Origin of the sequence: Planctomonas sp. JC2975 (assembly GCF_012985205.1) — a bacterium.
In the GTDB taxonomy this organism is placed as follows: Bacteria; Actinomycetota; Actinomycetes; order Actinomycetales; family Microbacteriaceae; genus Humibacter.
Genome location: NZ_JABEKS010000001.1, coordinates 2,931,426 through 2,956,661, shown reverse-complemented (window position 1 = coordinate 2,956,661; position 25,236 = coordinate 2,931,426). Strand labels below are relative to the sequence as shown.

21 protein-coding genes and 4 pseudogenes are annotated in these 25,236 nt (G+C 64.0%); 9 read left to right on the top strand and 16 right to left on the bottom strand.

Annotation, left to right across the window (positions count from 1 at the left end; all coding sequences use genetic code 11):
• Nucleotides 1–204 precede the first annotated feature (204 nt).
• The 3 genes and pseudogenes from HII28_RS13485 to HII28_RS20305 all read right to left on the bottom strand — a co-directional run.
• Nucleotides 205–429, bottom strand: a pseudogene (locus HII28_RS13485) (IS982 family transposase); the annotation flags it as partial.
• Nucleotides 430–562: 133 nt separating this feature from the next.
• Nucleotides 563–1,456, bottom strand: coding sequence for an alpha/beta hydrolase (locus tag HII28_RS13480; RefSeq protein ID WP_170025851.1), 894 nt, complete (start codon nucleotides 1,454–1,456; stop codon nucleotides 563–565).
• Nucleotides 1,457–1,744: 288 nt separating this feature from the next.
• Nucleotides 1,745–2,060, bottom strand: a pseudogene (locus HII28_RS20305) (IS982 family transposase); the annotation flags it as partial.
• A 361-nt stretch (nucleotides 2,061–2,421) separates the two neighbouring features.
• Between HII28_RS20305 and HII28_RS13475 the strand changes: the two are divergent.
• The 4 genes from HII28_RS13475 to HII28_RS13460 all read left to right on the top strand — a co-directional run bounded on the left by HII28_RS13475 (nucleotide 2,422) and on the right by HII28_RS13460 (nucleotide 6,965).
• Nucleotides 2,422–4,131 (top strand): extracellular solute-binding protein, encoded by a 1,710-nt coding sequence (locus HII28_RS13475; RefSeq protein ID WP_346769308.1) that lies wholly within the window; start codon nucleotides 2,422–2,424, stop codon nucleotides 4,129–4,131.
• 106 nt (nucleotides 4,132–4,237) lie between these two features.
• Complete coding sequence (locus HII28_RS13470; protein ID WP_170025850.1) at nucleotides 4,238–5,293, top strand: ABC transporter permease subunit; 1,056 nt, start codon at nucleotides 4,238–4,240, stop codon at nucleotides 5,291–5,293.
• Between the two features lie 9 nt (nucleotides 5,294–5,302).
• On the top strand, nucleotides 5,303–6,265 hold the full coding sequence (locus HII28_RS13465; RefSeq protein WP_170025849.1) for a carbohydrate ABC transporter permease: 963 nt from the start codon (nucleotides 5,303–5,305) through the stop codon (nucleotides 6,263–6,265).
• 121 nt (nucleotides 6,266–6,386) lie between these two features.
• A complete protein-coding gene (locus tag HII28_RS13460; RefSeq protein ID WP_205864655.1) occupies nucleotides 6,387–6,965 on the top strand; it encodes a DUF624 domain-containing protein in 579 nt (192 codons plus the stop codon).
• Between the two features lie 104 nt (nucleotides 6,966–7,069).
• Here the strand turns inward: HII28_RS13460 and HII28_RS13455 are convergent.
• Nucleotides 7,070–7,531, bottom strand: a pseudogene (locus HII28_RS13455) (transposase); the annotation flags it as partial.
• Between the two features lie 133 nt (nucleotides 7,532–7,664).
• Nucleotides 7,665–8,702, bottom strand: a complete 1,038-nt coding sequence (locus HII28_RS13450; protein ID WP_170025847.1) for a LacI family DNA-binding transcriptional regulator — start codon at nucleotides 8,700–8,702, stop codon at nucleotides 7,665–7,667.
• Between the two features lie 197 nt (nucleotides 8,703–8,899).
• Here HII28_RS13450 and HII28_RS13445 point away from each other — a divergent pair, with 197 nt between their 5' ends.
• Nucleotides 8,900–10,204 carry an extracellular solute-binding protein gene (locus tag HII28_RS13445; protein WP_170025846.1) on the top strand — a complete coding sequence of 435 codons (1,305 nt, stop codon included), beginning with the start codon at nucleotides 8,900–8,902 and terminating at the stop codon, nucleotides 10,202–10,204.
• Nucleotides 10,205–10,327: 123 nt separating this feature from the next.
• On the opposite strand, the gene HII28_RS13440 is transcribed toward HII28_RS13445, so the two are convergent.
• Nucleotides 10,328–11,704: a sialidase family protein gene (locus HII28_RS13440; RefSeq protein ID WP_205864654.1), complete on the bottom strand. Its 1,377-nt coding sequence runs from the start codon at nucleotides 11,702–11,704 to the stop codon at nucleotides 10,328–10,330.
• A 283-nt stretch (nucleotides 11,705–11,987) separates the two neighbouring features.
• Nucleotides 11,988–12,347: pseudogene (locus tag HII28_RS20300) on the bottom strand (alpha-L-arabinofuranosidase); the annotation flags it as partial.
• A gap of 89 nt (nucleotides 12,348–12,436) precedes the next feature.
• On the opposite strand from HII28_RS20300, the gene HII28_RS13435 reads away from it, so the two are divergent.
• Entirely contained in the window at nucleotides 12,437–13,516 is a 1,080-nt protein-coding gene (locus HII28_RS13435; RefSeq protein WP_240977359.1) for a LacI family DNA-binding transcriptional regulator, read from the top strand.
• 12 nt (nucleotides 13,517–13,528) lie between these two features.
• Here the strand turns inward: HII28_RS13435 and HII28_RS13430 are convergent, their stop codons facing one another.
• The 9 genes from HII28_RS13430 to HII28_RS13390 form a co-directional block, all read right to left on the bottom strand.
• The gene (locus HII28_RS13430) at nucleotides 13,529–13,942 is read right to left on the bottom strand and encodes an RbsD/FucU family protein (RefSeq protein WP_170025845.1); all 414 of its coding nucleotides are present in this window, start codon (nucleotides 13,940–13,942) and stop codon (nucleotides 13,529–13,531) included.
• A complete protein-coding gene (locus tag HII28_RS13425) occupies nucleotides 13,939–14,985 on the bottom strand; it encodes an aldo/keto reductase (protein WP_170025844.1) in 1,047 nt (348 codons plus the stop codon). Before HII28_RS13425 ends, HII28_RS13430 begins: the two co-directional genes overlap by 4 nt.
• A gap of 54 nt (nucleotides 14,986–15,039) precedes the next feature.
• The gene (locus tag HII28_RS13420) at nucleotides 15,040–15,987 is read right to left on the bottom strand and encodes a zinc-binding dehydrogenase (protein WP_170025843.1); all 948 of its coding nucleotides are present in this window, start codon (nucleotides 15,985–15,987) and stop codon (nucleotides 15,040–15,042) included.
• Between the two features lie 53 nt (nucleotides 15,988–16,040).
• Nucleotides 16,041–17,591 carry an alpha-L-fucosidase gene (locus HII28_RS13415; RefSeq protein ID WP_170025842.1) on the bottom strand — a complete coding sequence of 517 codons (1,551 nt, stop codon included), beginning with the start codon at nucleotides 17,589–17,591 and terminating at the stop codon, nucleotides 16,041–16,043.
• Nucleotides 17,592–17,613: 22 nt separating this feature from the next.
• Nucleotides 17,614–18,483 (bottom strand): carbohydrate ABC transporter permease, encoded by an 870-nt coding sequence (locus HII28_RS13410; protein WP_170025841.1) that lies wholly within the window; start codon nucleotides 18,481–18,483, stop codon nucleotides 17,614–17,616.
• Nucleotides 18,476–19,222, bottom strand: coding sequence for a sugar ABC transporter permease (locus HII28_RS13405; protein ID WP_240977358.1), 747 nt, complete (start codon nucleotides 19,220–19,222; stop codon nucleotides 18,476–18,478). Before HII28_RS13405 ends, HII28_RS13410 begins: the two co-directional genes overlap by 8 nt.
• A gap of 209 nt (nucleotides 19,223–19,431) precedes the next feature.
• On the bottom strand, nucleotides 19,432–20,703 hold the full coding sequence (locus tag HII28_RS13400; protein ID WP_170025839.1) for a sugar ABC transporter substrate-binding protein: 1,272 nt from the start codon (nucleotides 20,701–20,703) through the stop codon (nucleotides 19,432–19,434).
• A 108-nt stretch (nucleotides 20,704–20,811) separates the two neighbouring features.
• Entirely contained in the window at nucleotides 20,812–21,783 is a 972-nt protein-coding gene (locus HII28_RS13395) for a Gfo/Idh/MocA family oxidoreductase (RefSeq protein WP_170025838.1), read from the bottom strand.
• On the bottom strand, nucleotides 21,780–22,613 hold the full coding sequence (locus HII28_RS13390; protein WP_170025837.1) for a TIM barrel protein: 834 nt from the start codon (nucleotides 22,611–22,613) through the stop codon (nucleotides 21,780–21,782). Before HII28_RS13390 ends, HII28_RS13395 begins: the two co-directional genes overlap by 4 nt.
• A 49-nt stretch (nucleotides 22,614–22,662) precedes the next feature.
• Between HII28_RS13390 and HII28_RS13385 the strand changes: the two genes are divergently transcribed.
• The 3 genes from HII28_RS13385 to HII28_RS13375 are packed head-to-tail and all read left to right on the top strand — an operon-like array spanning nucleotide 22,663 to nucleotide 25,206.
• Nucleotides 22,663–23,727: a LacI family DNA-binding transcriptional regulator gene (locus tag HII28_RS13385; protein WP_346769307.1), complete on the top strand. Its 1,065-nt coding sequence runs from the start codon at nucleotides 22,663–22,665 to the stop codon at nucleotides 23,725–23,727.
• On the top strand, nucleotides 23,724–24,446 hold the full coding sequence (locus HII28_RS13380) for an SDR family oxidoreductase (RefSeq protein WP_170025835.1): 723 nt from the start codon (nucleotides 23,724–23,726) through the stop codon (nucleotides 24,444–24,446). Before HII28_RS13385 ends, HII28_RS13380 begins: the two co-directional genes overlap by 4 nt.
• Complete coding sequence (locus tag HII28_RS13375; RefSeq protein ID WP_346769306.1) at nucleotides 24,409–25,206, top strand: SDR family oxidoreductase; 798 nt, start codon at nucleotides 24,409–24,411, stop codon at nucleotides 25,204–25,206. Before HII28_RS13380 ends, HII28_RS13375 begins: the two co-directional genes overlap by 38 nt.
• Nucleotides 25,207–25,236: the final 30 nt, after the last annotated feature.

Here is a 25,236-nt window from a genome sequence, read left to right as displayed (position 1 = left end):
GGCCGACGGCGACAAGTCAAGGGCAAGCGAGTCTGCCCATGGTCGCCCGCGGCCCGGCTCCGCATAGTTCGATGAGATCCCCGAGCAGTGTAGCGTCGTCGCTGGTCGCTGGTCCGCCGGACCAGAAGGTGTCGAGGTTGAGACTCAGACGTTCGGTGCCCACGCCCCCGACGGCCGCGCCTAGGTGAGTGAGTCTCTTTGGTTTCAGTGGTCGTAGGCGATCAGTGGGCGTTTGATCGGTGCGTTGGTGCGCCAGTTGTGCCAGATGCCGGCAGCGAGGGCGAGGAGTCGGGCGGCGATGCGTGAGTAGATGCCGGCGATGGTGCGACCGCCGTGTTCTTCGAGGGTGAGTTGACCTTTGAGGTTGTCGAACACGGACTCGACCCATTGCCTGATTCCGCCGAGTTTCCCAAACCGGGGCTTTTCGTCGATCGTCGGGCGACGTAGTTCAGCCGGTCATACGCTAGCGGCCAAAGCTGGTTGAGCAGGGTGAGACGCTCGACCGGAACCGACGCGGCGATCGTGGAGGAGATCACGTGGCGGAAGCCGTCGAGGCCGGAGGTCACCGACCATCCGGGCATTCGAGCAGGCCGTGCATCCTCATCCAGCTGACGAAGGAGCCGAACCAGTCAGTGCTGGTGGTCTCCTTCGGATACATGCCGAATCCGTGCCCGCCCTTCTCGTAGAAGTGGAGCTCCACGGGACGTCCGGCGGCGTGCCAGCTCTCGACCAGCGGGAACCCGCCCGAGGCCATCAGGCCGTCGTCCGCGGCGAGCGCGATGAACAGCGGCGGGGCGTCGTGCGGTACCTCGAACGCCGTGAGCGGGCCGTAGATGTCGCCGATGAAGGCCGGTTTCGCATCCTCACCTGCAAGGGTCGTCGCGACGGTGAGCATGGCGCCGGCGGAGAAGCCGACCATGCCGATGCGCTCGGGATCGACTCTCCACTCGGAGGAACGGCTGCGCACGAGCGCGAATGCCGCGCGGGCGTCGGCGATCTGTGAGTCCAGGGCCCGGACCGCGGTGGCCGGGTCATGCCGCTCAGAGGGACGCGGTCCCGCCAGCATCGTCCTCAACTCAACGGCGAAGTCGTCAAGGCCTTCTGCGGTCGGCTTGAGCCGGTACTTCAGCACGAAGGCAGCGACACCGCGGTCAGCGAGCGCGCGTGCGACGTCCCAGCCTTCGTTCTCCATGGACAGCGACATGAATCCGCCGCCCGGAGCGACGATCACGGCGGTTCCCGTGGCCGTGGCCGGCTCCGGGAGGAATGGCGTCAGCGTGGGGACGCTGACGTTGCGCGCGAACATGCTGCCGTACTCGCTGTGCCATGCCTCCGGTGCGCGGGCATCCGAGGGCCTTCCAGTTCCGAGTTCGATCGCGCCGGGCTGTGCGGGGGTTGCGATCGGAATCATCCCGTGCTGCGCGGGCGCGTCGTCGATGGCCGCAGACATCGTCATGAGCTCTCCATTCGGAAGGAGTGTCAAGAGAACGCGGCGTCCGCGCTCGCAGATGACGATAGTGCCTTGCCGAGCACGCTGAAGCTGAGGGCTCGTCAGTTGGCTGCTCAGTGACACGGAGCGCCGACGACGAGCAACTCCCTGCGCCGTCGGCTCCGCGCGGGCGAGCGCAGGAGCGATGCTCCACCCGCATGTACGGCTGGAACCGTGGCATCATGCGCGTGCGCGCTGAGCTGCTCCGCGATGGCGGGCGGAAGTCGTTTATGCTCTGATGGACGAGCTCCGCGAGAGTCGGCCTTCGAGGGAGTCGAACACGGACTCGACCCATTGCCTGATTCGGCCGAGTTTCCCGAACCGGGGAAGATTAAGGAGAGCCGGATTCCCAGAGGAACCGAGAATGGGAGGCGCAGTACCCATAACCGGCGTGACCGGCCAGGTCGGAGCGTTTCACGGTCTCTCGGGACTTTCCGCACGGCACCGAGGTGGAATCGATCAGCCGGGTGATCTCGCCGAGTGTCGGGGTGTCGCGGGCGAGTTCGGTGATCACTGCGGACAGCAGCCCGGTCGCCTGGCGGACCCGTGTGCCCCACCATGACTGGCCGGGGTCTAATACCCTCCGTCCCCATCTCCCCGGATTAGCGCCCCTATGCACATCGCAATAGCGCCTACAACGCCAGGGCGTCAGAAGGACTCACTCATCTAGCGTCCCGTTCCCGAGCAGATGGCAGTCGGTTAAGCGGGCGGCAGGGCGTCATTCTCCAGGACGTGGCGCAGGGGCGCCCACGTTGCAGGGCGGCTCCGTTATCGCATTGAGATGCGAGCGGGTTTGACTTCTCGCCGCTATGTCTCCTATTTTATCGCTAAAATCCCTCTCGGGATGAGGGCGCGAGACACAGACTCGCGTCCGATCTGCACGGGTCCCGGCCAATGCCGACCGGAACCGATCTCAAGGAAGAGAGACTTCTGTGCCCATCACAAGAAGGAACCTGTTAGCGCTTGCCCCGGCCACCGCAGTAACACTGGTTCTCGCCGGTTGTACCACCACGGATGCGTCCGCGCCGAAGAACAAAGTCGTCATCCCGTCGGGTGACCTCGCGGACAAGTCAGGCACACTGACCCCCAGCAACCCCACCACGCTCTCGGTGTACATTGAGTCGTCGCACCAGGTTCCGGCCGCCGACAACAAGCTCACCAAGCTGCTCAAGGACAAGCTCGGCGTCACCCTGAACTACGAACTCGTTACCGGGGACAACGCCGACCAGAAGATCGGCGTCATGCTCGCCGGGGGCGACTACCCCGACCTCATCGGCACCGGCGACCTCAAGATGCGGTTCATCGAGGGCGGCGCGATGACGCGTCTCGACAGCATGCTCAAGTCGGGCAACTACCCGAACGTCGAGGACTACGTCAAGCCGTACATCAAGAAGATGAGCTACACGGGCACCGCGATCGACAAGGGCCTATACATCCTCCCTGCCTACAACCGCTTCTACGGTGACGTCACCGGCGGTTCGTACTACGGTGCCGCGTTCTGGATCCAGAAGCGCGTGCTCGCCGACGCCGGATACCCGGACCTGAGCAACATGACGGTCGACAAGTACTTCAAGCTCATCTCGGACTACAAGGCGAAGAACCCGACAACCGACGGCGCCCCGACGGTCGGATTCGAGGCACCCGCGCCGACTGGGGCAGAGTGGATCCTGACCAACCCGCCGGCGCTGCTGGCCGGCTCGCCGAACAACGGTGGTGTCATCGTCGACAAGAACGACCACGCGTCGATCTTCGCCGATAAAGACGTCGCGAAGAACTGGTTCCAGGCTCTCAACGCCCGGTACAACCAAGGCCTCGTCGACCCCGAGACCTTCACCCTGACGAACGACCAGTTCTCGGCGAAGCTGGCCAGCGGCGCCGTCCTCGGCATGCAGAACCAGGGTTGGCAGTTCGGTACCGCCACCGCGTCGCTGCAGAGCGCCGGCAAGGACCAGTACACCTACGTGCCGCTCATGCCCGTCTACCCCGGTGTCAAGCCGTACTACGCCGACCGTGCCGTGATGAACACCAACCAGGGCTTCGGCGTCTCCAGCACGAGCAAGCAGAAGAAGGAGGCACTCAAATTCCTCGACATGATGCTCTCCGAGCCTTGGCAGAAGGTGCTCTCCTGGGGCATTGAGGGTGAGGACTATGAGGTGGGCACCGACGGCAAGTTCACCCGCACGGACGCACAGCGCACCCAGTCCAAGGACCTCACCTGGCAGTCCAAGAACAAGCTCATGGCGCTCATGGACCAGGTTCCCAAGCACAACGGAACGTTCTCCGACGGCAACGCCTTTAGCCCCGACGACCAGCCCGCCGAGTTCTACGCGACGCTGTCCGCCTACGACAAGGACTTCATGCAGAAGTACAACAAGAAGACCTGGATGGACTTCGTCAACAAGGCGCCGCAGAACCCGAAGTACTACCCGGCGTGGAACATCAAGCTCGACGACGCAGCCACCCAGGCCAACCAGCAGCTGACCGACGCCGCCGTGCAGAATCTGCCGAAGATCATCGCCGGCAAGACGTCAGACTTCGACAAGAACTGGAAGACCTACACCCAGGTCATTGGACAGATCGACGTCAAGAGCTACGAGGACGCCGTCAACAAGGGCATTCAGTACCGTCTGAAGAACTGGTAGCAGTTCGTCGCGAGCAGTCGTGGTGGGGGGCGCAAGCCCCCTCCCGCCCCCCACCACGACACGTTCAAGATCACCACCCACAGCTCCCGACGACGAGGTTGGACAGATGACTGACACCAAGGTCAGCAAGTATGTGACCGCTGCTGGCGGGCTGGAAACGGCCCTTCCGCTCGCGACCAGTTCGCGCGCATCAAAGCGCAAGGCCCAGAAGAACTCTGCGCAGGGCCTCAAGCGCAAGATCACCTGGGACAGGGTCTGGGCGCAGCGAGCCTTGATCGCGATGGCGGTCCCGCTGCTTCTCTACCAAATCCTGTTCAAGTACGTTCCCGCCTACGGGTGGGTGATCGCCTTCCAGCACTACCGGCCCGGACGCGGCAGCATCTGGAACCAACAGTGGGTCGGCCTCGACAACTTCCGCAACCTGTTCACCGGCGTCAATGGTGAGCAGTTCGGCAATGTCATCATCAATACGCTGGGGCAGTCGGTGCTCTCCCTGATCGTCGGCACCATCGGGGCCATCGTCCTGGCGCTGCTGCTCAACGAGGTCAAGAACCTTCCGTTCAAGCGCGTGCTGCAGAACATCACCTACATGCCGCACTTCCTCAGCTGGGTGATCGTCGCAAGCCTGGCCTCCGTAGCGCTGTCGCTGCCCAGCTCCGGCGGGTTCATCAACCAGGCGCTGCTGAACTTGCACCTCATCGACCACCCGATTCTGTTCCTGACACAGCCGAACTACTTCTGGCAGATCGTCGCCGGGACGAACCTGTGGAAGGAGCTGGGCTGGAACACGATCCTGTATCTGGCCGCGATCACCGCCATCGACCCGACTCTTTATGAGGCCGCCGAGGTCGACGGTGCCGGCCGCTACCGCAAGATGTTCAACATCACGCTCCCGGGCATCCGCCCCACGATCATCGTGCTGCTCATCATCAACAGCGGTTGGATCCTGTCGACGAACTTCGAGCTGCCCTACTTCCTCGGCAACGGTCTGGTGTCCCAGCGGGCCGAGACCATCGACGTGTTCGTGCTGCGCTACGGCTATCAGCTAGGCAACTACAGCGTGGCCGTCGTCGCGGGCATCTTCAAGACCATCGTCGCCATCATCCTGGTGGGCTCGGCGAACCTAGCGGCTAAGCGCTTCAACCAAGAGACGCTGGTCTAGGAGGACCTCATGACACCCACAGTTGCCGCGGAGTCGCCGAAGCTCCGCCCATCGCGCACCCGGTCACCGCGGGACAGGTGGACGGTCGAACGGATCGTGTTCACGACACTCAACACGATCTTCCTGATCGTCCTTGCGGTGCTCATGATCTACCCGCTGCTCAACACCCTCGCCATCTCGTTCAACAACGGCCAGGATGCCGTCCGTGGGGGGATCGGCATCTGGCCTCGAGTGTTCTCGCTGCAGAACTACAGCGTCGTGCTCAACATGAGCACGCTCTATCAGGCGTTCTTCATGAGCGTCCTGAAGACGGTCGTGGTCGTGGCGACGAACCTGTTCTTCACCTCGATGCTCGCGTACGCGCTCAGTCGCAAGGAGTTCATCTTCCGCCGCTCTATCACCCTGATCTTCGTGCTGACGCTGTATTTCGACGCCGGACTGATCCCGAACTACCTGCTCATCAAGGACCTGGGCATGCTGAACAGCTTCAACGCCTACTGGGTGCCGACCATCATCAGCGCGTTCAACCTGATCCTCCTGCGCACATACATGAGGTCCCTCCCCGACGAGATCATCGAGTCGGCACGGATCGACGGCGCCGGCGAGTTCCGCACGTGGTGGCAGATCGTCATGCCGCTGTGTAAGCCCACCCTTGCCGTCATCGGCCTGTTCGTGGCCGTTGGCAGCTGGAACTCCTGGCTGGACACCCTGCTCTACAACTCGAACGAGCAGTGGTTGTCGACCCTGCAGTATGAGCTGCAGAAGCTGCTGTCGAGCTCGATGGCCTCCGGCATGAACGGCGCCGGCCAGTCGGGCGGCGCGGCCGCCGCAGCGGCGGGCGGGCAGGGCACGACGCCGATCGCCCTCCGGTCGGCGATCACCATGGTGGCGGCCGTCCCGATCCTGTTCGTCTACCCCTTCCTGCAGAAGCACTTCGTGTCCGGTGTCATGATCGGCTCCGTGAAGGGCTGATGGCGGTAGGCCTCCCGCGCACAGCGCGGGAGGCCTGCCCCCTCGGCAGGATCCGCACGTTCGCACACAGAGAGGCCCGACCATCTTTCGTTACAACCCTGGGTCACGACTGTGGCGCGCTTTGGACTTACTCGCCTCCGCCATCCTCATCAGCCTCCTCTGGCTCCTGAGCCTCGGGCTCGTTGTGACGGCCGGAGCGGGAACGGTAGTCGCGTACGAACTGTGCCGTCGGTACGTGCTCGGCAAAGACGCCGGCCCCTGGGCTATCGCCTCGAAGGCTTGGCGACAGAGCTGGAGGCAGGCGACTCTCGTCGGTCTGCTTGCCGTCCCCGTCGCAGCCGCCGGCATCTTCGCGCTCTCTGCCGTGCCGGTACTCGGGCTCGGCCAGGTCATTGTGCCGATCCTCGTCGTCGCACTCTTCCTCGTGCTGCTGCTCTTCTGGTGTCTTCCGCTGGTGGCCCGTTTCACCAACCCCACCTGGCGGCAGGTGCGCAACGGGCTCACCCTCGGGCTGACGACACCGAGCCTGACGTTCCTGCTCGCAATCGCGCTGATCCTCACGGGCGTCGTCGTGTGGAATTTCATCCCCGCGGTGTTCGTCGCGCCCGGCCTGATCCTGCTGTGGTGGTGCTCTCTGCTCGAGCGGAACTTTGTCACGCGGGGGTACGTGCAGCCCGAGCCCGAGGAGGCGGAGATCTGACTCTCTTCCGACCATCGTGCCTAGATCGTATACGAGCCAGTGGTGGCCGGAATTGTGTCCAGGAAGCGCGGGTTGTCAACGGTGAACAACAATTGGGTTCCGGGCCCTCTCCCGTCGACGAGTTGGTGGATCTTCGTCAACAACCCGCCGCAGGAGCGGCCGTTCTCCTGATCGGGCGGCTCTTCCTGCAGATTCGTGCAGTTAGTTTCAGCCCCTATGGTGCGGGTCGTGTTCATAGCGTGCTGGTGCGCCCGGGCGATGGTCCAGTCCACGGAGTGGACCAGTCGATCTGGACTGCCACCTCCGACACGGCAGTCAGCTTCGTGACCTCTTGGTCCCAGGTTCCGTCGGTCGCCATCCGGTTTTGCCACGTCCACAACCGTCAGCCACCGCCCGAACGACTCCGGCAGATCACACCGCGCGATCCCGCACCGATATCGGTAGCTGGTCCCCTCGAGCATCGTCCGCGCGTCCGAGAACGGCCTGCCCTTCCGACCGGTCGGACGCGGCAGCATCGGCTCGATCAACGACCATCGGGCATCCAACAGCAATTGGAAACACGACAAGCCTTCAAGACTCCCAGCGAGCCGCCGACCGTGCCAGTCACGCCCTAAGAGTCACGCACGCAACGGCCAGCAGTGACAAGCTGAAAATTCGAGCCACGAGTTCGATCCGAGGTCGATTTGCGCGCTCGGTGGACTATGGGTCGACGCGCGCAGAAGTGGATCCGCGAACAATGAGGTCGGCCGCCATTTCGATGCGCGCAGGTTCGGCTTCGAAGGCCGCAGGGCGCATCGTCATGGCGGCGAGCAGCATCCTCACTGCCGTGGCGCCCATCTCGGCGGTCGGCTGTCGGACGGTGGTCAGCGGCGGCCGGGCGGTCTGCGCCTCGGGGACGTCGTCGAACCCGACCACGCTGATGTCGTTCGGAATCGTCAGATCCAGGTCGGCGATGGCGTCGTAGATGCCCAGCGCCATGATGTCGGAGCAGCCGAAGAAGGCGGTGATCTCGGGGTGCGCTTCGAGGAGGCGTCGGCTTTCGTCTCGTGCGCGTTGGCGGTTCCAGTCCGCGTGAGCGACATGGATGCTCGGCTTGGTGAGGCGCATCTCGACCTCGGATCGGAATCCGTCGACTCTGGCGCGACTGTATAGGTGGTTTCGGCCTCCCGCGATGATGCCGAAGTGGCGATGACCGAGCCCTAGGAGATGTTCGGCGGCCGTCCGTCCACCGTCCCAGTCGGCCACACCCACGCTTGGGACTTCGTGCGGCGGCCTGCTCATGGGGTCGATGAGGACGACCGGTACGTTGGCGGCTGCCAGCGTCCGGAACTGGGTGGACGACGGATCGACGAGCACGACCACGGCACCGGACGAGGGACGGCGCAGGAGCCGCGACGCCCAGTCCCTTCCGTGCGTCGCCATCGAGATCACGACGTCGATATCCGCGGCCGCCGCGGCCGCTTCGACGCCCGTGAGAACCGAGTTCGCCCACGAGCCCTCGACGTGATTCACCACGAGGTCGATCATGGTGGGCTGTTGCGTCAGGACGTCAGCCTGCCCGCCCGACCCCCGGCGTCGATATCCGGTCTCTCGCACCGCCTCCATCACTCTCAAGCGCGTACTGGGCGAAACGTCCGTCCCGCCCCGAAGCACCTTCGACACCGTTGGCACGCTGGTGCCCGCCAGCTCGGCAACGTCGCTCAGGGTGGGACGCCGGCGCGGAGATTCGCTCTGCATGAGTCGAATCCTACTGCCCAGATTGCGCAAACTATTCCTGAGTCGTGGCTTGCGGTTTGCGCAGCTGCCTGAAAACATATGGTCTGATGTCGAACATATAGCATGACTTTGCGCAAGGTTGAGATGGATGGCATCGCTCCATGTTCAAAGAGGAACCCGGCTCGATGCGCGGGCTGGAGTGCAGGAGGACACACAGCATGAACAACTCACACGATGTGGCGCGCTTGTCGCGTCGCAGCTTCTTGGCTGCGAGCGGCGGCGTTGCGGCGGCCGCGCTGCTGGCTGCCTGCTCCTCAGGCGGTGGAAGCGCGAAACCAATCAAGTTCTGGAACATGCCATGGGGAGGAATCGACTTCGCCCCGACCGACAAGCAGATCACGCTGGCGTATAAGCCCTCCGGTGAGCTGCCACCGGCCACCTATCAGTCCGTGCAGTGGGCGAACTTTACGACCACATTCGCCTCCGCCGTTGCCTCGAACACAGGGCCGGCTGTGAGTAGCGGCAGCGGCACTCAGGCGTTCCAGTTCGCGAAGCAGCACCACATCGCCTATGCGGATGACCTGCTCGATTCCTGGAAGAAGAACGGGCTGTACGACGACTTCCTCCCGGGGGTGCTTGACGCCATGAAGACACCGGCCGGGTATGTCGCCGTCCCGTACAACCTCGACATGCGCGTGCTCTGGTATCGGAAGGCTCTCCTGGAGAAGGCCGGAGTGACTCCGCCGAAGGATTGGCAGTCGTACCTGGATGCCTGTGAGGCATTGAAGAAGATCGGCACGTACGGCTTCGGCATCGCCTCCGGTGCTCAGGGCAACGGATTCCAAATCCTCGTGGGGCTCCTGATCAACAACGGCGGCGGCCTGTTCGACAAGGAACAGAAGCCGAACTGCGTCACTCAGGAGAACCTCGACGCTCTCGACTTCGTGGTGGAGATGGTCCGTAAGGGATACATGGACCCGGGCAGTGTCGGCTACTCGACGACCAACGCTTACTCCCAGTGGAAGGCGGACAAGTTCGCTATGGGGTTCGAGAGCCCGGGCCTCGCCCAACAGGTGGGCGGCGCGGCCGGTCCGGACATCTACGTGGGCGATCCCCTCGTCTCAGGTAACGGCAAGAAGGGTGCGCTGTACTTCCCGAACAACATCATGATGTACACGAACACCCCGTCCCAGAAGGGATCCGAGGCGTTCCTGACGTATTACTACAAGAACATGGCCCCGCTGTGGACAAAGAACACCGGTATAGGGCTCCCGGTGCTCAAGTCCATTGCCGCAACCAAGGAATTCCAGGCTGACCCGAACGCGGCCAAGATGATTTCCGTGTGGCAGCCGATCTGCAAGACGTGGGCGGCACCCGGCGGAGACGCACTCTTCTCCAACGTGACGCTGGTCGACAGCACGCCGGCGATGACGACGTTCGCGCAAAGTGTGCTCTCCCTGAAAGCGACGCCGAAGGAGGCGCTGACCACACTGCAGAACACGCTCGTGTCGCAGATGAAGTAATACCCGAACACGAGTGGCACGAGGAAGGTCAGGTTCCTCCGGTGCACGAAGTGATGGGCCGCCGGTTGATCCGACGGCCCATCACTGCATCATCCGGGGTTGCTCACCCTCCGGACCGGTCGCTCATCGATGCGCGAGTGCATACGCGGCCGCACGGTCGACGAAGGCCTGACGGTCTTCACGAGCTGCGCCCGCGCCGTGCGGCCCGGGGCCAGGATGCGGTACTGCGTTGTCGAGCGAGATGACACCGGCCTCCATCCCACCGGCCTGGTTGTACTGCGCCCCCGTGATGACGAACACCATGCCCGGCTTCCGCGGACCCCCTGGCATATCCAGCGGGATGGTGAATCGGCTGTACCCGGCCGGCATGGGCGACGACAACCGAGTCCACGACCCAGGATCGCCGAGAGCTCGATTGATGAAGAAGTCCTGATCGTCGTTGTCCGTCACGACGATCGTTCCGTTCGCGCCCCCCGAATCCGACCACGACACGATGGGAGCAGCGTTCGGGGCGTACCCGCTCTGGTCGAGGAGCGGGGTGTCGGCGGAGAACCGGAACGACTCCGGATCCTTTGCGATGCGGTAGTGCACGTGGTACGTGTAATTGTTCTGATCGGGGTTCACCGGGTCATCCGGCGCTCCGAACTCGTAGGTCATGATCCATAGATCACCCCTCAGTCGCGCCACCGAGGTCATGCCGGGTCGGTCGGCGTATGCGGTTCCGGTCGCGTCATCCACGACGGGTCCCCAGTTGCGGAGGTCGGTGCTGGTCTGGTGAGCGAGCTTCTGGCCGAAGTTCGGATCCCGTTGATCGGAGTAGTAGCAGATCAGGTTGTTCTTGTTCAGTAACAGGAACGGCTCCCACACCGGGGTCGCACCGTTCGTGGTGTCCGGCGGGCCGCCCTGGGCGACAGTGCTCAGCAATTGCCAGGTGACGCCGCCATCCGTACTCGCGTAGAGCTGGATGTTGGTGCTTGCGAACGGGAACGGCTTCGAGAAGTCGAACGGCCAGTAATTGCACGCAAAGAGCAGGGCGCCCTTGGGAAGCCCCGCGAAAGCGCGTGGCAATTCGTACAGATAGGGCTGCAGATAGATCCCGGCGGGCGCCTGGGGGCCGAGGATGCTCCCCTGCTGGGCCCAGGTGTGGCCGCCGTCGTCGCTGCGGTAGAGCGGGAAGGGGGTGCCACCGAAGCTCTGATAGGTGGCGAGCAGTGAGCGAGGTTGACCCGGCCTGGAGGTGCCGAATTGCACGGCTCGCGCGTATGACGCACCCGTCACGTCGCTTGGCGTGACGACCACCGGGCCGAATGGCGTCACGTTGTAGCCGCTGGGCCCACCTGGACCGGCGGCCGACGCGTACGCGGGCGCCGACGCTCCCAGCGCAAGCCCCCCGACGACGGCTGCGCCTGTGCCGATGAACATCCTCCGTGTCATGCGGGGCGCTTTGCCGGCTTGCGACCCGGTCGCTTGCTGCTCTGCGAACTCGTCCTTGAATTGCATATCTTCTCCCTCGTTGGAGTTAGTGCCAGCAGGATCCCGCGTCCGTCGACACTGAGGAAATCCGAGGCACGTTCCGCAGGACCGATTATTTTGCGCAAATTGCTATGGACATGGCCCCGCAGTCCGATGCTTGCATGGGATATGGAGCGACGCAATATCCCAAACTTGCGCAAATGACGGCGCAATGCGGTGCTTTGTGTGAGGCCGCGGGGGGTGCAAACAGCTTCGGCAGGGCCACGCGTCGGTGCCACTGCTCGGCCCCGCCGTCTGCGGGATCAGTGCAGTCCGTCACTGTGTACACGTCTTCGAGCTGGCGAGGGGCGTAGGTCCACTCGTCGTACGTCTTCTGCAACTCCTTGTGCTCTTTGAGGTGCCAGACGTTCCATTCGTCGAAGGAGATGTTGATCTTCTTGTTGGAACGCTTCTTGTAGCCGACGTGGTCCGCTGTGCGACGACGTTGTTGATGAAATAGTCCATGTCGATCGCCGAGTCGAGAAATGAACCGAGGTCACCGTCCTCTTAGGTAGCACGCGTGGCAGGAGATGTAGTCGACGTAGTCGTAGCTGTGTTCCAGGACGGTGCGTTCCCAATCGCCGAACGTCGGAATCGCTGACCCCGATGATCCGCAGACGACGAGTTCGAGATCTTCCTCTCGGTCCAGACGCGCACCTGCGACGCTGATTCGCTGAAGCGACTGCGCCAATCGACGGGCCGCGCGAAACGATTCGCTTCTTGTCGCTGCTCGATATGCTAGGGGCCGAAGGAATCGTTAGCCGTCGTGGTTGCGGGTCTCAGGATGATGAGAAAGACGAGGCTGTGGCGACCTATAAGGACATCCAGCGGGCAACCGGACTTTCGCTCGCCACGATCTCGAAATACTTCAACGGACGCAACGTGCTCGAGGCGAATCGTGAGGCTATCGAGTCAGCCGCACGCGAGCTCGACTTTCGCCCCAATGAGTTCGCTCGAACACTGCGCTCACGACGCTCCCGGACGGTCGGGGTGCTGCTGCCGGCACTGGACAACGACTTCCATCTGACGATCATCGCCGGGGTGGAGGAGGAGCTTCGGCCGCGCGGCATCAGCGTCATAGTGGCGGCGAGTCCCGACCCGCGGGACGAGACCGTAGACCTTCTCATGGGCCGCATGGTCGACGGGATCGTCACTGTCACCTCAGCACACGATGTGCCGGCGCTCCGCGCCGCCGCCGAGCAGGTACCAGTCGTGATGGTCGACTGGTACATCGACGATATCCGCGCCGACGGCGTCTTCCTGGACAACGACGCTGCCGGTGCCCTTGGTGCCCGGCACCTCCTGGACCACGGCCATCGCCGTATCGGCTTCGTTGGCGGCGAGCCGGCGATTTCCTCGATGCGTCTACGCACGCAGGGGTTCGAGCGTGCACTGGCTTGTGACGGGGTAGCGGTTGATCCGACACTGCAGCGCCTGGTGCCGCTTACTGTCGAGGCGGGATACGAGGCGGCGCACGAGCTTCTTGCCCTGCGCCCCCGGCCGACGGCAATCTTCACCGCGAATTACGAACTCACCCTTGGCACCGTGACCGCCGTCAACGACTCAGGTCTGCGCATTGGTCGGGACATTTCTGTGGTCGGATTCGACAGTCGCGAGCTCGCTCAGGCGCTCGTTCCCAAGTTGACGGTCATCGTGCAGCCGACACGAAAGATCGCCCAGCACGCAGCCCAGCTGATCGCTGATCACATCGAATCGCGTGGCGAGCGCCCGGTGCCGAGGATCGAGTACCTTGATCCGCAGCTCATCCCCGGCGCCTCCGTTACCCGCCTCGACGAGTGAGACGACGAACCGTCAGCGCAGACCAATGGTCAGCAGCAGATTGCCGTATAGGCGCTCGTCCCCCGTCGCGATGACCAGTCCAACGTCGGGTGAGCGCACTCGATCGTAGAAGTCGAAGCGATCGACGCGTTCGATGGGGACGCCGGCGCCGAGCCGTCTCGCGTACTCCTCTTGAGCGGGAGCTGACACCTCCGGCGGTGTCTGCATGACGGTGGCGGACTCCACGTTGACGGTGGTGAGCACGGCGTCGAGCACCGTGGTCACGTCGAGCAACCCTGGCCGCAGGTTGAGGTGAACGAGACGAACACCGGAGCCCGTTGCGGTCAGGTAAGGATAGTTGCCGTCGGCGATGAGTACCCCCGAGCCGTGGCCTGATGACGCAAGCGCCTCCAGCAGTGGCGGGTGAACAAGCGGACCGGTGATCACGCGTTCACCCCCTCTGCCGCGCGGTTGGCGGTGTAACCGTCCCAGCCCGGGATTGTCCCGTCAACATCCCACAGGTCGAGCCAGGTGTCCGCGCCGGGCCACAGGAAGACCTGTCCCTTGATGAGGCGGTTGTTCCGCTCGGCTGCTCGGAGTTCCTCGAGTTCGGCTGGTGTGAGAGGGTCTTCGATGACGGCCCGCAGATTGGCAGTGTATTGCGGCTCCTTGACGGAGAACGGGATGGGGACTTGGCCGCGTTGGACGGCCCATTTCAGGCAGATCAGTGCCGGGTGCACGCCGTGCGCCTCGGCGATCGACACGACGACGGGATGCTCCATGTCCGAGACGTCGGAGGCGACGCGGTCTCGCTCCGGCCGGGACGGCGAGCCGAGAGGCGAATAACCCACCGGTTGGATGCCGTGGTCGAGGCAGAACCGGAAGAGCTCTGGCTGCTGGAAGCACGGGTGCAGCTCCATCTCGTTCAGCGCCGGTGGGATTCGCGCATCCGCGAGGATCGCACCAAGCTTCGGGATGGTGACGTTGGAGGTGCCAAGGTGCCGCACGACGCCCTCGTCGACGAGTCCCTCCAATGCATGCCAGAGTGCCATGTACTCCTCATGCACGTAGGGTCGGGCGGCGGGGTCGCGGTCTGCAGCGTCGGCGAACGGCGCATGGTGGTTCGGGAACGGCCAATGCACGAACACCGCGTCAAGCACGTCGAGGCGCAGGTCACGAAGAGAACGGCGCACCGAGGCCACTGCGGCGTCTGGATCGTGCGCGTCATTCCACACCTTCGACATGACGAATAGGTCGTCGCGAGGCACACCGTTCGCTATCGCGTTCTGAAGCACGGAACCGATCTCGGCTTCGTTGCCGTACACCGACGCACAGTCGACGAGGCGGTATCCAGCTCGGATCGCGCCTGCTACTGCGGCTGACACCTCTCCGGCCGGATAGTGATCGGACCCGAAGGTCCCCACGCCGATGGTCGGCATCGCGGCGCCGCTCGCCAGCCGACGAGTCGGCACGTTGCCGATTGTGGTCATGTATGAGTTCTCCGTTTCGATAGGGAAGTGCGGATGGATCTAGCATCCGATGGCTCAGCCGAGTCGAACCAGCGCTTTGACGACCTCACCGCGGCCGATCGCGTCGAATGCATTGGCAATATCGGGAAGGTCGACACGAAGCGTGACGAACTCGTCGATCGCGAGGTAGCCCGACTCCACGAGTCGCACAATGTTCGGCAGGACCGCTGTCTCCTGGGTGGACGCGACGCGGAGCGTCACATCGCGCGGTGCAGCCATCAGATCCACTTCGGCTGTACGCTCTGGGGCGCTGTAGACGACCAGCCGACCACCCCGGCGGAGCCAGCCGTACTCGACGCCGACCATCGACGCCTGACCGGATGCCTCGAACACGACATCGGCCTCACGACGTCTCGCAAGCTCAACAGGCGCGTCATCCGCAAGCAGTGTCTCCGTCGCTCCGGCCGAGGCCGCCAAGGCGAGCCTCTCCGCCCGACGGCCCACCCCGATGACATGCGCGGCACCGAGAAGTGAGGCGTATCGCATGAGTGAGAGACCGGCGACGCCCGTGCCGACGACCACGACTGTGGCGCCGAGGAGGTCTTCGCGGCAGGCGACGCTGAACGTCTCGCTCAGGCTGATGGCGAGAGCAGCGGCAACCGGGTCGGTGCCCGGTTCGAGCCGCACCCAGGGTGCAGTCCCCCTAGAGGTCCCCCGGTCCTCGGACTCGGCGCGAAAGTCATGAACCACCCCGCGCTCTGCGAATCCGCCCCAGTGCATTGCGAGGGGTGCCACGCCGGCGCTGTACGCAGCAGGCCGCGTGACGAGATCGCCGACCGTCAGGTTGCGCACCGTCGGCCCGACGGCAACCACGCGACCCACCGACTCATGGCCGAGGATGCTCGGGTAGGAGACCCCGCCACGAAACGTGCCCGTGCGCAGCATCTTGTCAGTGCTCGAGCACACACCGCACCAGAGCATCTCGACCTCAGCGTCGTACTCGCCGATCTGCGGATCAGGCACGTCCTGGACCGAACCGCGGCCGGGACCATTCATCACGAAGGCCCGCATCGGTGCTAGATCCCCAGGCCGTGAAAGAAGTCGATCCGGGTCCCCGTGGTCTCCGGCTCCAGCTCGATCCGCACCACTGCCCCGCCGTGCCCCGCAGTCTCGGATGCGGGCAGGACGACCTCCATCAGCTCGTTGCCGCGCGTCCACTCGGGACGCTCGCCAGAGCCCAGCACTCGGACGTCGATGATCGGGCGGTCGATGAGACGGCTGCCCGTGCCGAAGGCGCGGATCCGCATCCGGCCGTTCTCGGGACGCACGAGCCCGATCGCGTAGACGTATCGGTGCCCGACTTCGGTCATGGTGGTGAAGCGGATGTCGTCGGCTGTGTAGGCGTCCGCGGTGGAGTCGGTGAATGACCCTGCGGCCGGAGCAGTCGGACCCTCACCGAACACGGTCCATGGGCTGGAACCATAGATCGCCTCGCCGTGCACGGCCAGCCAGTTGCCGACCGCCTCGAGCAGCGCGATCTCCTCGTCGGGGATCGTCCCGTCGGGGCGCGGGCCGACGTTGAGTAGCAGGTTGCCGTTCTTCGAGACAACGTCGACGAGTTCTTGGATCAGCTCGTCTGCACTCTTGTAGTCGTGTCCTTCGACCCAGCTCCACGAGGTCCGCGACACAGACGTGTCGTTCTGCCAGACGTCGGTCCGGATACCGCCCATCGTGCCGCGCTCGATATCGAGCACTGCGGATCCCGGCGCGAACGACTCCCACTTGTAGTTGATGACGACCCGACGTCCCCACTGCGCCGCCCTGTTGTAGTAATACGCAGCAAGGCGGCGGATGTAGGGCTCGAACGACGGCTCTTCGATGCCCGTATCGAAATACAGGATCTGCGGTCGGTAGGAGTCGATGATCTCGACTGTCCGCAACAGCCAGTCCTCGAGGAACCGTTCGGTCGGGTTCATCTCCTTGCGCAGCGCGGGGCCGTACAAATCGGCGTAGGCGGGATCGCGGACGTCGGAGTTGAACTCAGAGCCCCCGTTCATGAAGAACCAGTGCTCTGCCCTGTGTGTGGACGCGCCGGCGATCAGCCAGGATTCGTCGACGGCGGCGAAGAGGTCTCCCATCACGTCACGGTGCGGCCCGACCTGCGTCACCTTCCAGCGGGACCGTGCGGAGTCGTACATGGCATAGCCGTCGTGGTGTTCGGCCACCGGCACCACGAACTGCGCCCCGGCACGTTTGAACAGGGCAACCCAGTCCTGCGGGTCGTAGCGCTCCATGCGGAAGTGCGGCAGGAAGTCCTTGTAACCGAAGCGGTCGTGCGGTCCGTACGTCGCCACATGATGATCGAACGCAGGCGTGCCACGACGGTACATCGTGCGCGGATACCACTCGTTGCCGAAGGCCGGGACCGAGAATGCCCCCCAGTGCAGGAAGATGCCAAACTTGGCGTCGCGATACCACTGCGGAGCCCGGTAGCGGGAAAGTGACTCCCAGGTTGCGTCGTACGGTCCGCCGGCGATGACGGCGTCCACCATCGCGAGCGCCTGACGGTTGTCCGATACGTCGACGGGCGCCGGCAGGATCGAGGGGTCAAGGGGTTCGAGAGTCATGGGTCTCCATCCGTTCGGGGCCTCAGCGGCCGCCGAAGGCGCCCGCACCGATTGCGGCCACCAGTTGTCTTTGTGCGAATGCGACCACGACCACGACAGGGGCGATCGTCATTACGCACGCCGCCATCAGCAGCTGCCATTGCGTGCCGGTCTGTGTGGTGAATCCCGCGATGCCGATGGGGATCGTCCACTTGTCTGAGCTGTTGAGGATGATCAAGGGCCAGAGAAAGCTGTTCCAGCTGCCGAGGAAGGCGAAGATCGCAAGCACCGACAAGGCCGGCCGCACGAGGGGGACGATGACGCTGATCAGGATGCGCCAGGTGGACGCGCCGTCCAGCCGTGCCGCCTCTTCCAGCTCCCCAGGGATCTGGAGCATGAATTGACGAAGCAAGAACGCGCCGAAGGCGCCGAATAGCCCGGGCAAGATCAGGGCTATCCAGGTGTCCGTGAGCCCGACCTGGTCGAAGCCGAGGAACAGCGGCACGACGGCGACCTCGCTTGGCAGCGTCAGTGTGATCACGAACAGAAGGAAGATCGCTCCTCTTCCGGGGAACCGCAGTCGCGCGAACGCGAAGGCGGTGAGAGTCGCGACGATCAACGTGAGGATCGTCGAGATGGCGGCCACGATCAAGCTGTTCATCAGCAGGCGCCCGAAGTCGACCTCAGTCCAGGCGTCAACGAAGTTGGACCACAGTACCTTCGACCCGATGAAGCTGATTTGTGCGCTGAACACCTCGTTCGCTGGTTTCAGCGCCGTGAAGGCGGTCCAGATCAGTGGGAACGAGAACACCAGCGCGAAGACCCACGCGACTGTGGTGTTCGCAGCAAACCCAATGGGCCTAAGACGACGGCGCCATCTCGATCCAGGAGCCGGGAGCTGATGCTCAGTCATAGTGAACCCACTTCCTCTGTCCCCAGAGCTGGAACAGCGTGAAGATTGCGATAATCAGGAACAGCACCGTGGCAATGGCCGACGCGTACCCGAGCTCGTTGTTCGTGAACGCGGTCTGATAGAGGTACAGCATGATCGTCATCGTGCTGTTGCCAGGCCCCCCGCCCGTGATCACGTAGGCCTGCGCGAAGGTCTGCCACGCACCGATGACAGTCAGCACCGTTGTGAAGAACAGCGCAGGGCTGACCAGCGGCAGGGTGATCGATACAAATCGGCGGACGCGTCCAGCACCATCGATCCGCGACGCAGCGATCACGTCGGGGCTGATCGAGTCGAGACCCGCACCGAGCACAATCATGTTGTAGCCGAACGACTGCCAGAGCGAGACCCCGATCACGACGACCAGGGCCCAATTCCCGTCGCTGAGCCATGGGATCGGGCCAAGTCCGATGCCCGCCAGCGCCTGATTGACGGCGCCGTCTTTCTGGAAAAGCAGCCGGAACACCGCAGCGTTCGCCACCATCGGCGACAGTGCCGGGATCAGGAAGATCACGCGTAGCCAGTTGCGGCCGGCGATGCGTGTCTTCAACCACATCGCCATTGCCATCGAGATCGCGATGTTCGCCGGCACATAGACGAGGACGAAGATTGCCGTCACGACGACGCTGTTGAGGAACTGCGGGTCGTGTAGCAGCCGGACGTAGTTCGCGGCGCCGGTGAACTGCGTGCCGCCAAGCAAGGTCGAGTTCGAGAATCCCAGGATGAGCGAGGCGATCTGAGGGATGACGATGAAAACCGCCAGCCCGATCAGTCCCGGAAGGACGAACGCCCACCCTACCCAGCGGGGACCCCCGAGGGGTCGGCGACGAAGCCGACCGCTCGGGGGGTCCAGCCGGGAGAGGGGCTGTTCGGAAACTTGGTCCGTCGCGCGGTCCAGACGGGCGAAGGTCATTGCCCCAGGCCGGACTTCACCTGCTGCAGCACCTCCGGAACCGAGTTCTTGCCGGAGAACGCGTTCACCTCGTACTGGGTCAGGAGTGTGTCGAGCTGGGCCTGGTTGGACGGCACCGGTGACGGCGTGGCATCGCCGGTCATCTGCTTGATCACGGCCGTGAAGGCAGGAGACCCGGCATTGGCCGACCAGGCGTCGAGCGCGTCGAGCCTAGCCGGCACGGATGCCTGCGACTTCGTCACGAACTCGAGAGCACTCTTGCTCGTCATCGCCTCGATGGCCTCGAACGCCTTCTGCTTGTCACCGCACGTCTTCGTGATGCCGAAGCCCGAACCGCTGATGAAGCCCTTCGATGTACCGCTCTTGCTTGGGACCACGGCGATGCCGACGTTGTCCTTGCCGAGGGTCTGCTGCTCGTGTTGCAGGTCCCAGAGTCCTTCCAACTCCATGGCCGCTTGCCCGGTGCTGAACGCGTCGATGTCAGGGAAGGTTCCGCCGGCGGCAGCCTCGAGAGGTTTCGCGACCTTGTACTTGTTCGACAGATCGACAAGCAGCTGGAGTGCGTCGCGGAAGTTCGGGTCGTCGAGCTTGGCGCCGTTCTTGTCCGCGTAGGGGTGACCGTCGGCCGCCATGAAAGTGCTGATGGGCGTGGAGCCCTGCCCGATCGCGAACCCGTAGACGCCGTTCTTGGTGGTCGCCTTCGCAGCGGCGATGAAGTCGTCGACAGTCCAATTGTTGGCCGGATCGGTGATCCCGGCTTCCTTGAACAATTTTTTGTTGTAGAAGATCACGTTCGGTCCCGCGTTGAACGGGAGCGCGTAGAGCTTGCCGTCGACGCTGAGCTGCTCGAGCATGGCCGAGCTGTACGCGCTCAGGTCAACCTTGTTCTTCTTGGCCAGGTCATCCAACGGCTCCAAACCCTGGACATATGAATTCACCCGGCCGTTCTGGAACGTCACCAAGCAGGGCGAACTGCTGCTCCGCATTACCGTCGGAAGCTTCGTGTAGTAGTCGTTGATCGGAGGGCCGGAGAAGCTCACCGAGAGCTTCGGGTCCGCATGCTTGCCACCGGCTATGTAGTCGCTCCACTGCTGGCGGTCGGCCTTGCCGCCGATCCATGTGTACATCTTGAGTGTGCTGCCGGACAGGCCGGACGTCGAACTCCCGCCTCCCGAGCATGCGGCCAGTCCGAGCGCCAGTGCTCCGGCAACGACAATCGACAAGCCGATTCGGGTTCGACCTCTCGAGTTCTTCAACCGCGCCTTCATGAACTCCTCCTTGAGTAGCTAAGCGAAACGTTACGACTTCGCTAGATGGTAAGAAAATCGGGACTGATGAGTCAAGTTGAATGACGAAAGAGCTAAACGTTTTGTTCTTTACATCTCGTGCAGCAAGGCGTGCGCCAGGATGGTCTCGGCAACGGTCATGGTCTTCAACGCGTCGCCGAAGTGCGATGAGGGTAGCCGTCGCGAACGCACCGCGGCGATGAACTCCGCGCTCTTGGCGCGGAAGCCTCCGCGGATGAAAAGCTCGTCCGATCCCGCCACCTCGGCAGCATCGAGCTCGTCCGAGCCATCCCCGCCCCAGACCATGCCGCCGATCTCCAGGTCGCCTTCCGCCATCACCCCGGGAGCGTGGATCTCGACACCGAAGGTTCTGCGACCGCTCGTCCAACTCGTGATCATCACCCCGACCGCGCCCGTGTCGAATTCGAGGGTCGCGGTGATGAAGTTGATGTCGTCGACGATCACCCTGCGCGTGACATCGGAGACGGCTACGACCTCACCGCCGCACAGGTGGCGCAGGGTGTCAATGACGTGGACGCCGTCATCCATCATGCGGTCGCGTGCGGACTCCATCGGGGTTGGGTCGTTTTTGTAGAACCGACACACCGCGTGGACGACATCCCCGTGTTCGCGGACCCGGTCGAGCATGCGCTCAAGCAATGGCGACGATCGCCGCTGGAATCCGACCTGCGTGACGCTGCCGTTCTCTTCTGCGAGACGCGCGAGCGTGCGCGCCTGGTGGATCGTGAGACCGAGCGGCTTCTCGACGAACAGATCCAGACCCCTGGTGAGGCAGGCGCACCAGATGCTGTACATCATCTCTGGCGGTCCGATGACGTAGACCGCGTCGGGACCGGTCTCGTCGATCATGGTCGGCCAGTCGTCGTACAAGGCGGAGATCCCCCACCGCTCACCCGTGGACCGAAGTCGTTCCGGCGACAGGTCGCAGATGCCGACGATCTCTGCGTCAGGCAGCGACGATAGGGAGGGATAGTGCACGAGGTTGGCCATCTGGCCCGCGCCTATGACGGCAACCCTCACGCGGCGCGGCCCGTCGATCATCGCGCGACCTCGAGACGTTCCTGGGCCGCCGCGCGCAAGCCGCGGGCGTACTCGAGGTCACGGGTCACTTTCGCCACAAGGTCGCTTTCGTCGGTGTATTCCGCGGTCAGGCAGATCGGACCGACGAACGAGTGCTGTGTCAGGTAGTCGATCGCGCGCGCCCACTCCGCCATGCCGCTGCGTGCGTCGGTGAATATCGGTTCCCACACCGGATCTCCGTCCGGTGACGTCTGATGTTCGAGGCGCCCGTAGTACGCACTCTTGAGGTTGACGATGCCCAGCCACGGCCACAGCAGTTCGAGCCCGTGCTCGGGACGTTTACGCGCCAGAGCGTCGTGCGCGGAGTCCCAGATCGCCGCGACAGCCTTCGGATCGAAGTCGCGGAGGAGCGCGAAAAGCTCGGAAGAGTCCGCGATGTAGTCGTCGTAGTGCGGTTGGATCGCGACCCGAACTCCGTGACGGCCGGCGCGCTCGACGAGCCTGGCGAGTGTCCTGCGAATCTCAGCACCGGTCGCCGCATACCCGGCGGATCCAATCGGCACCATGATCCGGATGAACGGCACGCCTGCCTCCGCGCACGCAGCGAATGTGGCCTCGTCGGCGCCGGAGGCGATGCTGGCGACCGTGACGCCCGTACGTCCAAGCTGACGCACCGCGGCCGGCAGGGCCGCCGAAACCTCGTCGGGGGTCACTTGGTATCCGGGCCGCACCGGCAGTTCGACGGCATCGAATCCCATGCCCGCGACCAGCTCTCCGAGAGCGCCGATCGACTGCACTCGCCAGGGTTTCGTGAAGACGCTCCAGGTCGTCGTCGGATCGTCGTGCACCATTCGAACTCCTCGTTATAACGTTGGAAGACGGAACTTGTGCAACGATACAGTGAATCCGAAACGCGTCAACCAGAGGCAGGGGTCAGCGATCGCAACCATCAAGGATGTGGCGAAGGCCGCAGGGGTGTCGCCGTCGACGGTCTCGAATCTGCTTAACGCGCGGGACCACCTGATGCAGCCGGAGACTCGTCGCCGGGTGCTCGAGGCGATGGAGGCGCTTTCCTACCGGCCGAGCCGGATCGCGCAGCAATTGCGTGGTGCCCCGAATCTCACCTTCGGGCTCATCGTTCCCTCCGTGGCCAACCCGTTCTGGGGTTCATGGGCCGCCTACCTTGAGACCGCGGCCCATGCACGCGGGCGGCAGATCTATCTCTGCAACACCGAGCGCGATCCCGACCGGGAACGGGCTTATGTCGAGCAGCTGTGGGCGGACGGTGTCGAGCACATTGTGCTCTCCACCTCACTGCCGTCGCTCGAACACCTTCGACCCGCGATGGACGCTGGTGTGCAGATCGTCGCGTTCGACCGCGAACGCGAGGAGACGGATCCTCCTGAGCTGCTGAGCGTCAGCGTCGACAATGAAGCTGGCGCATGGATGGCCACACAGCACCTCGTCGAGCGGGGGCACCGGCGGATCGCCTTCGTGTCGGGCGCGATCCGCACGGTCAGCCGCGTCCGGCGATTCGCTGGTTACAGGCGCGCGCTGGCGGAAAACGGCATCCAACTGGACGAAGCACTTGTGTCCGATTCACCCGAGCTCGGCGATACAGATAGCGGTTCCCTCGCGCGTGAGGCAGTGCATGCTCTCTTCGAACTCCAGGATCCGCCGACCGCCTTGGTCACGATCAACGACATGTTTGCTCTCGGCGCGGTCGCGGCGATCCGAGATGCTGGGCGCGACGTCACCGACGTCGCCGTGGTCGGCTTCGACGATATCCCGATCGGCGGCCTCATATCCCCCACCCTCTCCACGGTCCACCAGCCGTTGCGAGAGATGGCTGAAGCTGTGGTAGCGCTCACGATCAACGAAGCCAGGGCCGGCGAATCGCTTCACTCGCTGGTTTTCGCGCCCACCTTGGTGGAGCGGGAGTCGACGTCCAGGAGAAACACATGACCGCATCCAACCGCCGAATCCTGGTCGCTGGCGCGGCCGGGGGTGTCGGACGAGCCATCGCCCTCCGCGCGGCAGCGGACGGCGCGACGCTCCTGCTTCTAGGGCGCGACGCGAGCCGCCTCGACGCCCTGCGCGCCGAGGTGTCCGAGGCTGGCGGTACGGCGCACCTCGCAGTCGCCGATGCAACTTCGGCAAAGCAGACCCATGACGCCGTGGCGAAGCTGGAAGCTAAGGCGGATGGAATCGACGTTCTCGTCAACGCCGTCGGGATCAATCTCAAAGCGCGCCGACTCGCGGAACTCGACGAAGCCGGCTGGCGCACTGTTCTGGACAGCAACCTCACCTCCGCGTTTCACCTCACCCAAGCGGTCCTGCCGCACTTCCGCGCCCAAGGCGACGGGCTGCTCATTCACATCTCCTCCGTGTCGGCTCTTGTCCCCGACTTCTCCGGTGTCGCGTATCAGGCAAGCAAAGCGGGGCTCGATGCACTGGCTCGGGCCACCGCGCTTGAGACGGGCGGCGACGGTGTGCGGGTCACGACGATCTCACCGGGCCTCATCAATACTCCATTTATGCGGCATCGCCCTTCTGCGCCATCCCCGCAAGAGTTGGCGAAAGCGCTTCAGCCCGAAGACGTCGCCGACGTCTGCCTCGCGATTATCCGGTTGCCCGCCCGGACCAATGTCAGCGAAATCGTCATGCGCCCCGCCGTCAACTGACTCGACCAGGATGGAGACCCCCGTGACCGCACCCCCTACAGACCGCAGCGTTCTCATCACCGGCGGTGCAACAGGCATCGGCCTCGGCATCGCCGAGGCGTTCCTACTCGCTGGCGATCGGGTGGCCATCACGACGCATACCTCCCCCGTGACCGAGAATCTCGCCAAGCGGGTGTTCGCCGAGCGGATGGAGGCCACCGACCCCGCCGGCGTGACGGCAACCGTGGGTCGGCTCGCCACAATGCTCGACGGCCGGATCGATGTTCTCGTAAACAATGCCGGAGGGCTCGTCGCGCGCCGCGCGACCGATGACTCGGACGACGCACATTGGCACCAGGTGATCAATCTGAACCTGTCGAGCGTCTTCTATGCCGTCCGTGCTGCCCTTCCGTTCATGACCGACGGGGGCCGCATCGTGAGCATCTCCTCTCTTGCTGCACACAACGGTGGTGGCACGGGTGCAGGCGCTTACGCTGCCGCCAAGGCTGGGGTCGAGGGCTTCACCCGCGCGCTCGCGAAAGAGCTCGGACCGCGTGGTATCGCCGTTTCGGCAATCGCGCCCGGCCTCATCCTTGAGACACCGTTTCACGCGCGCTTCACACCGGAGGCCGACCAGCTCACCACAATCGCCGCTACGCCACTCCGGAGGGCCGGCACGCCAGCCGACGTCGCAGCAGCGACGCTGTACCTCGCATCAGACGCCGGCGGATTCGCTTCGGGCACCGTTCTCGCGGTCAATGGTGCCGCAGCGTTCCATTGAGGCACCAGCACCAGCCGATATTCTGCTAGG

Bases quoted from the DNA above. Each gene is read 5' to 3' on its own strand.
- HII28_RS13480 (WP_170025851.1), bottom strand. From the start codon at position 1,456: ATGACGATGTCTGCGGCCATCGACGACGCGCCCGCGCAGCACGGGATG.
- HII28_RS13470 (WP_170025850.1), top strand. From the start codon at position 4,238: ATGACTGACACCAAGGTCAGCAAGTATGTGACCGCTGCTGGCGGGCTG.
- HII28_RS13465 (WP_170025849.1), top strand. From the start codon at position 5,303: ATGACACCCACAGTTGCCGCGGAGTCGCCGAAGCTCCGCCCATCGCGC.
- HII28_RS13450 (WP_170025847.1), bottom strand. From the start codon at position 8,702: ATGCAGAGCGAATCTCCGCGCCGGCGTCCCACCCTGAGCGACGTTGCC.
- HII28_RS13445 (WP_170025846.1), top strand. From the start codon at position 8,900: ATGAACAACTCACACGATGTGGCGCGCTTGTCGCGTCGCAGCTTCTTG.
- HII28_RS13440 (WP_205864654.1), bottom strand. From the start codon at position 11,704: ATGCAATTCAAGGACGAGTTCGCAGAGCAGCAAGCGACCGGGTCGCAA.
- HII28_RS13425 (WP_170025844.1), bottom strand. From the start codon at position 14,985: ATGACCACAATCGGCAACGTGCCGACTCGTCGGCTGGCGAGCGGCGCC.
- HII28_RS13415 (WP_170025842.1), bottom strand. From the start codon at position 17,591: ATGACTCTCGAACCCCTTGACCCCTCGATCCTGCCGGCGCCCGTCGAC.
- HII28_RS13410 (WP_170025841.1), bottom strand. From the start codon at position 18,483: ATGACTGAGCATCAGCTCCCGGCTCCTGGATCGAGATGGCGCCGTCGT.
- HII28_RS13400 (WP_170025839.1), bottom strand. From the start codon at position 20,703: ATGAAGGCGCGGTTGAAGAACTCGAGAGGTCGAACCCGAATCGGCTTG.
- HII28_RS13395 (WP_170025838.1), bottom strand. From the start codon at position 21,783: ATGATCGACGGGCCGCGCCGCGTGAGGGTTGCCGTCATAGGCGCGGGC.
- HII28_RS13390 (WP_170025837.1), bottom strand. From the start codon at position 22,613: ATGGTGCACGACGATCCGACGACGACCTGGAGCGTCTTCACGAAACCC.
- HII28_RS13380 (WP_170025835.1), top strand. From the start codon at position 23,724: ATGACCGCATCCAACCGCCGAATCCTGGTCGCTGGCGCGGCCGGGGGT.
- HII28_RS13375 (WP_346769306.1), top strand. From the start codon at position 24,409: ATGTCAGCGAAATCGTCATGCGCCCCGCCGTCAACTGACTCGACCAGG.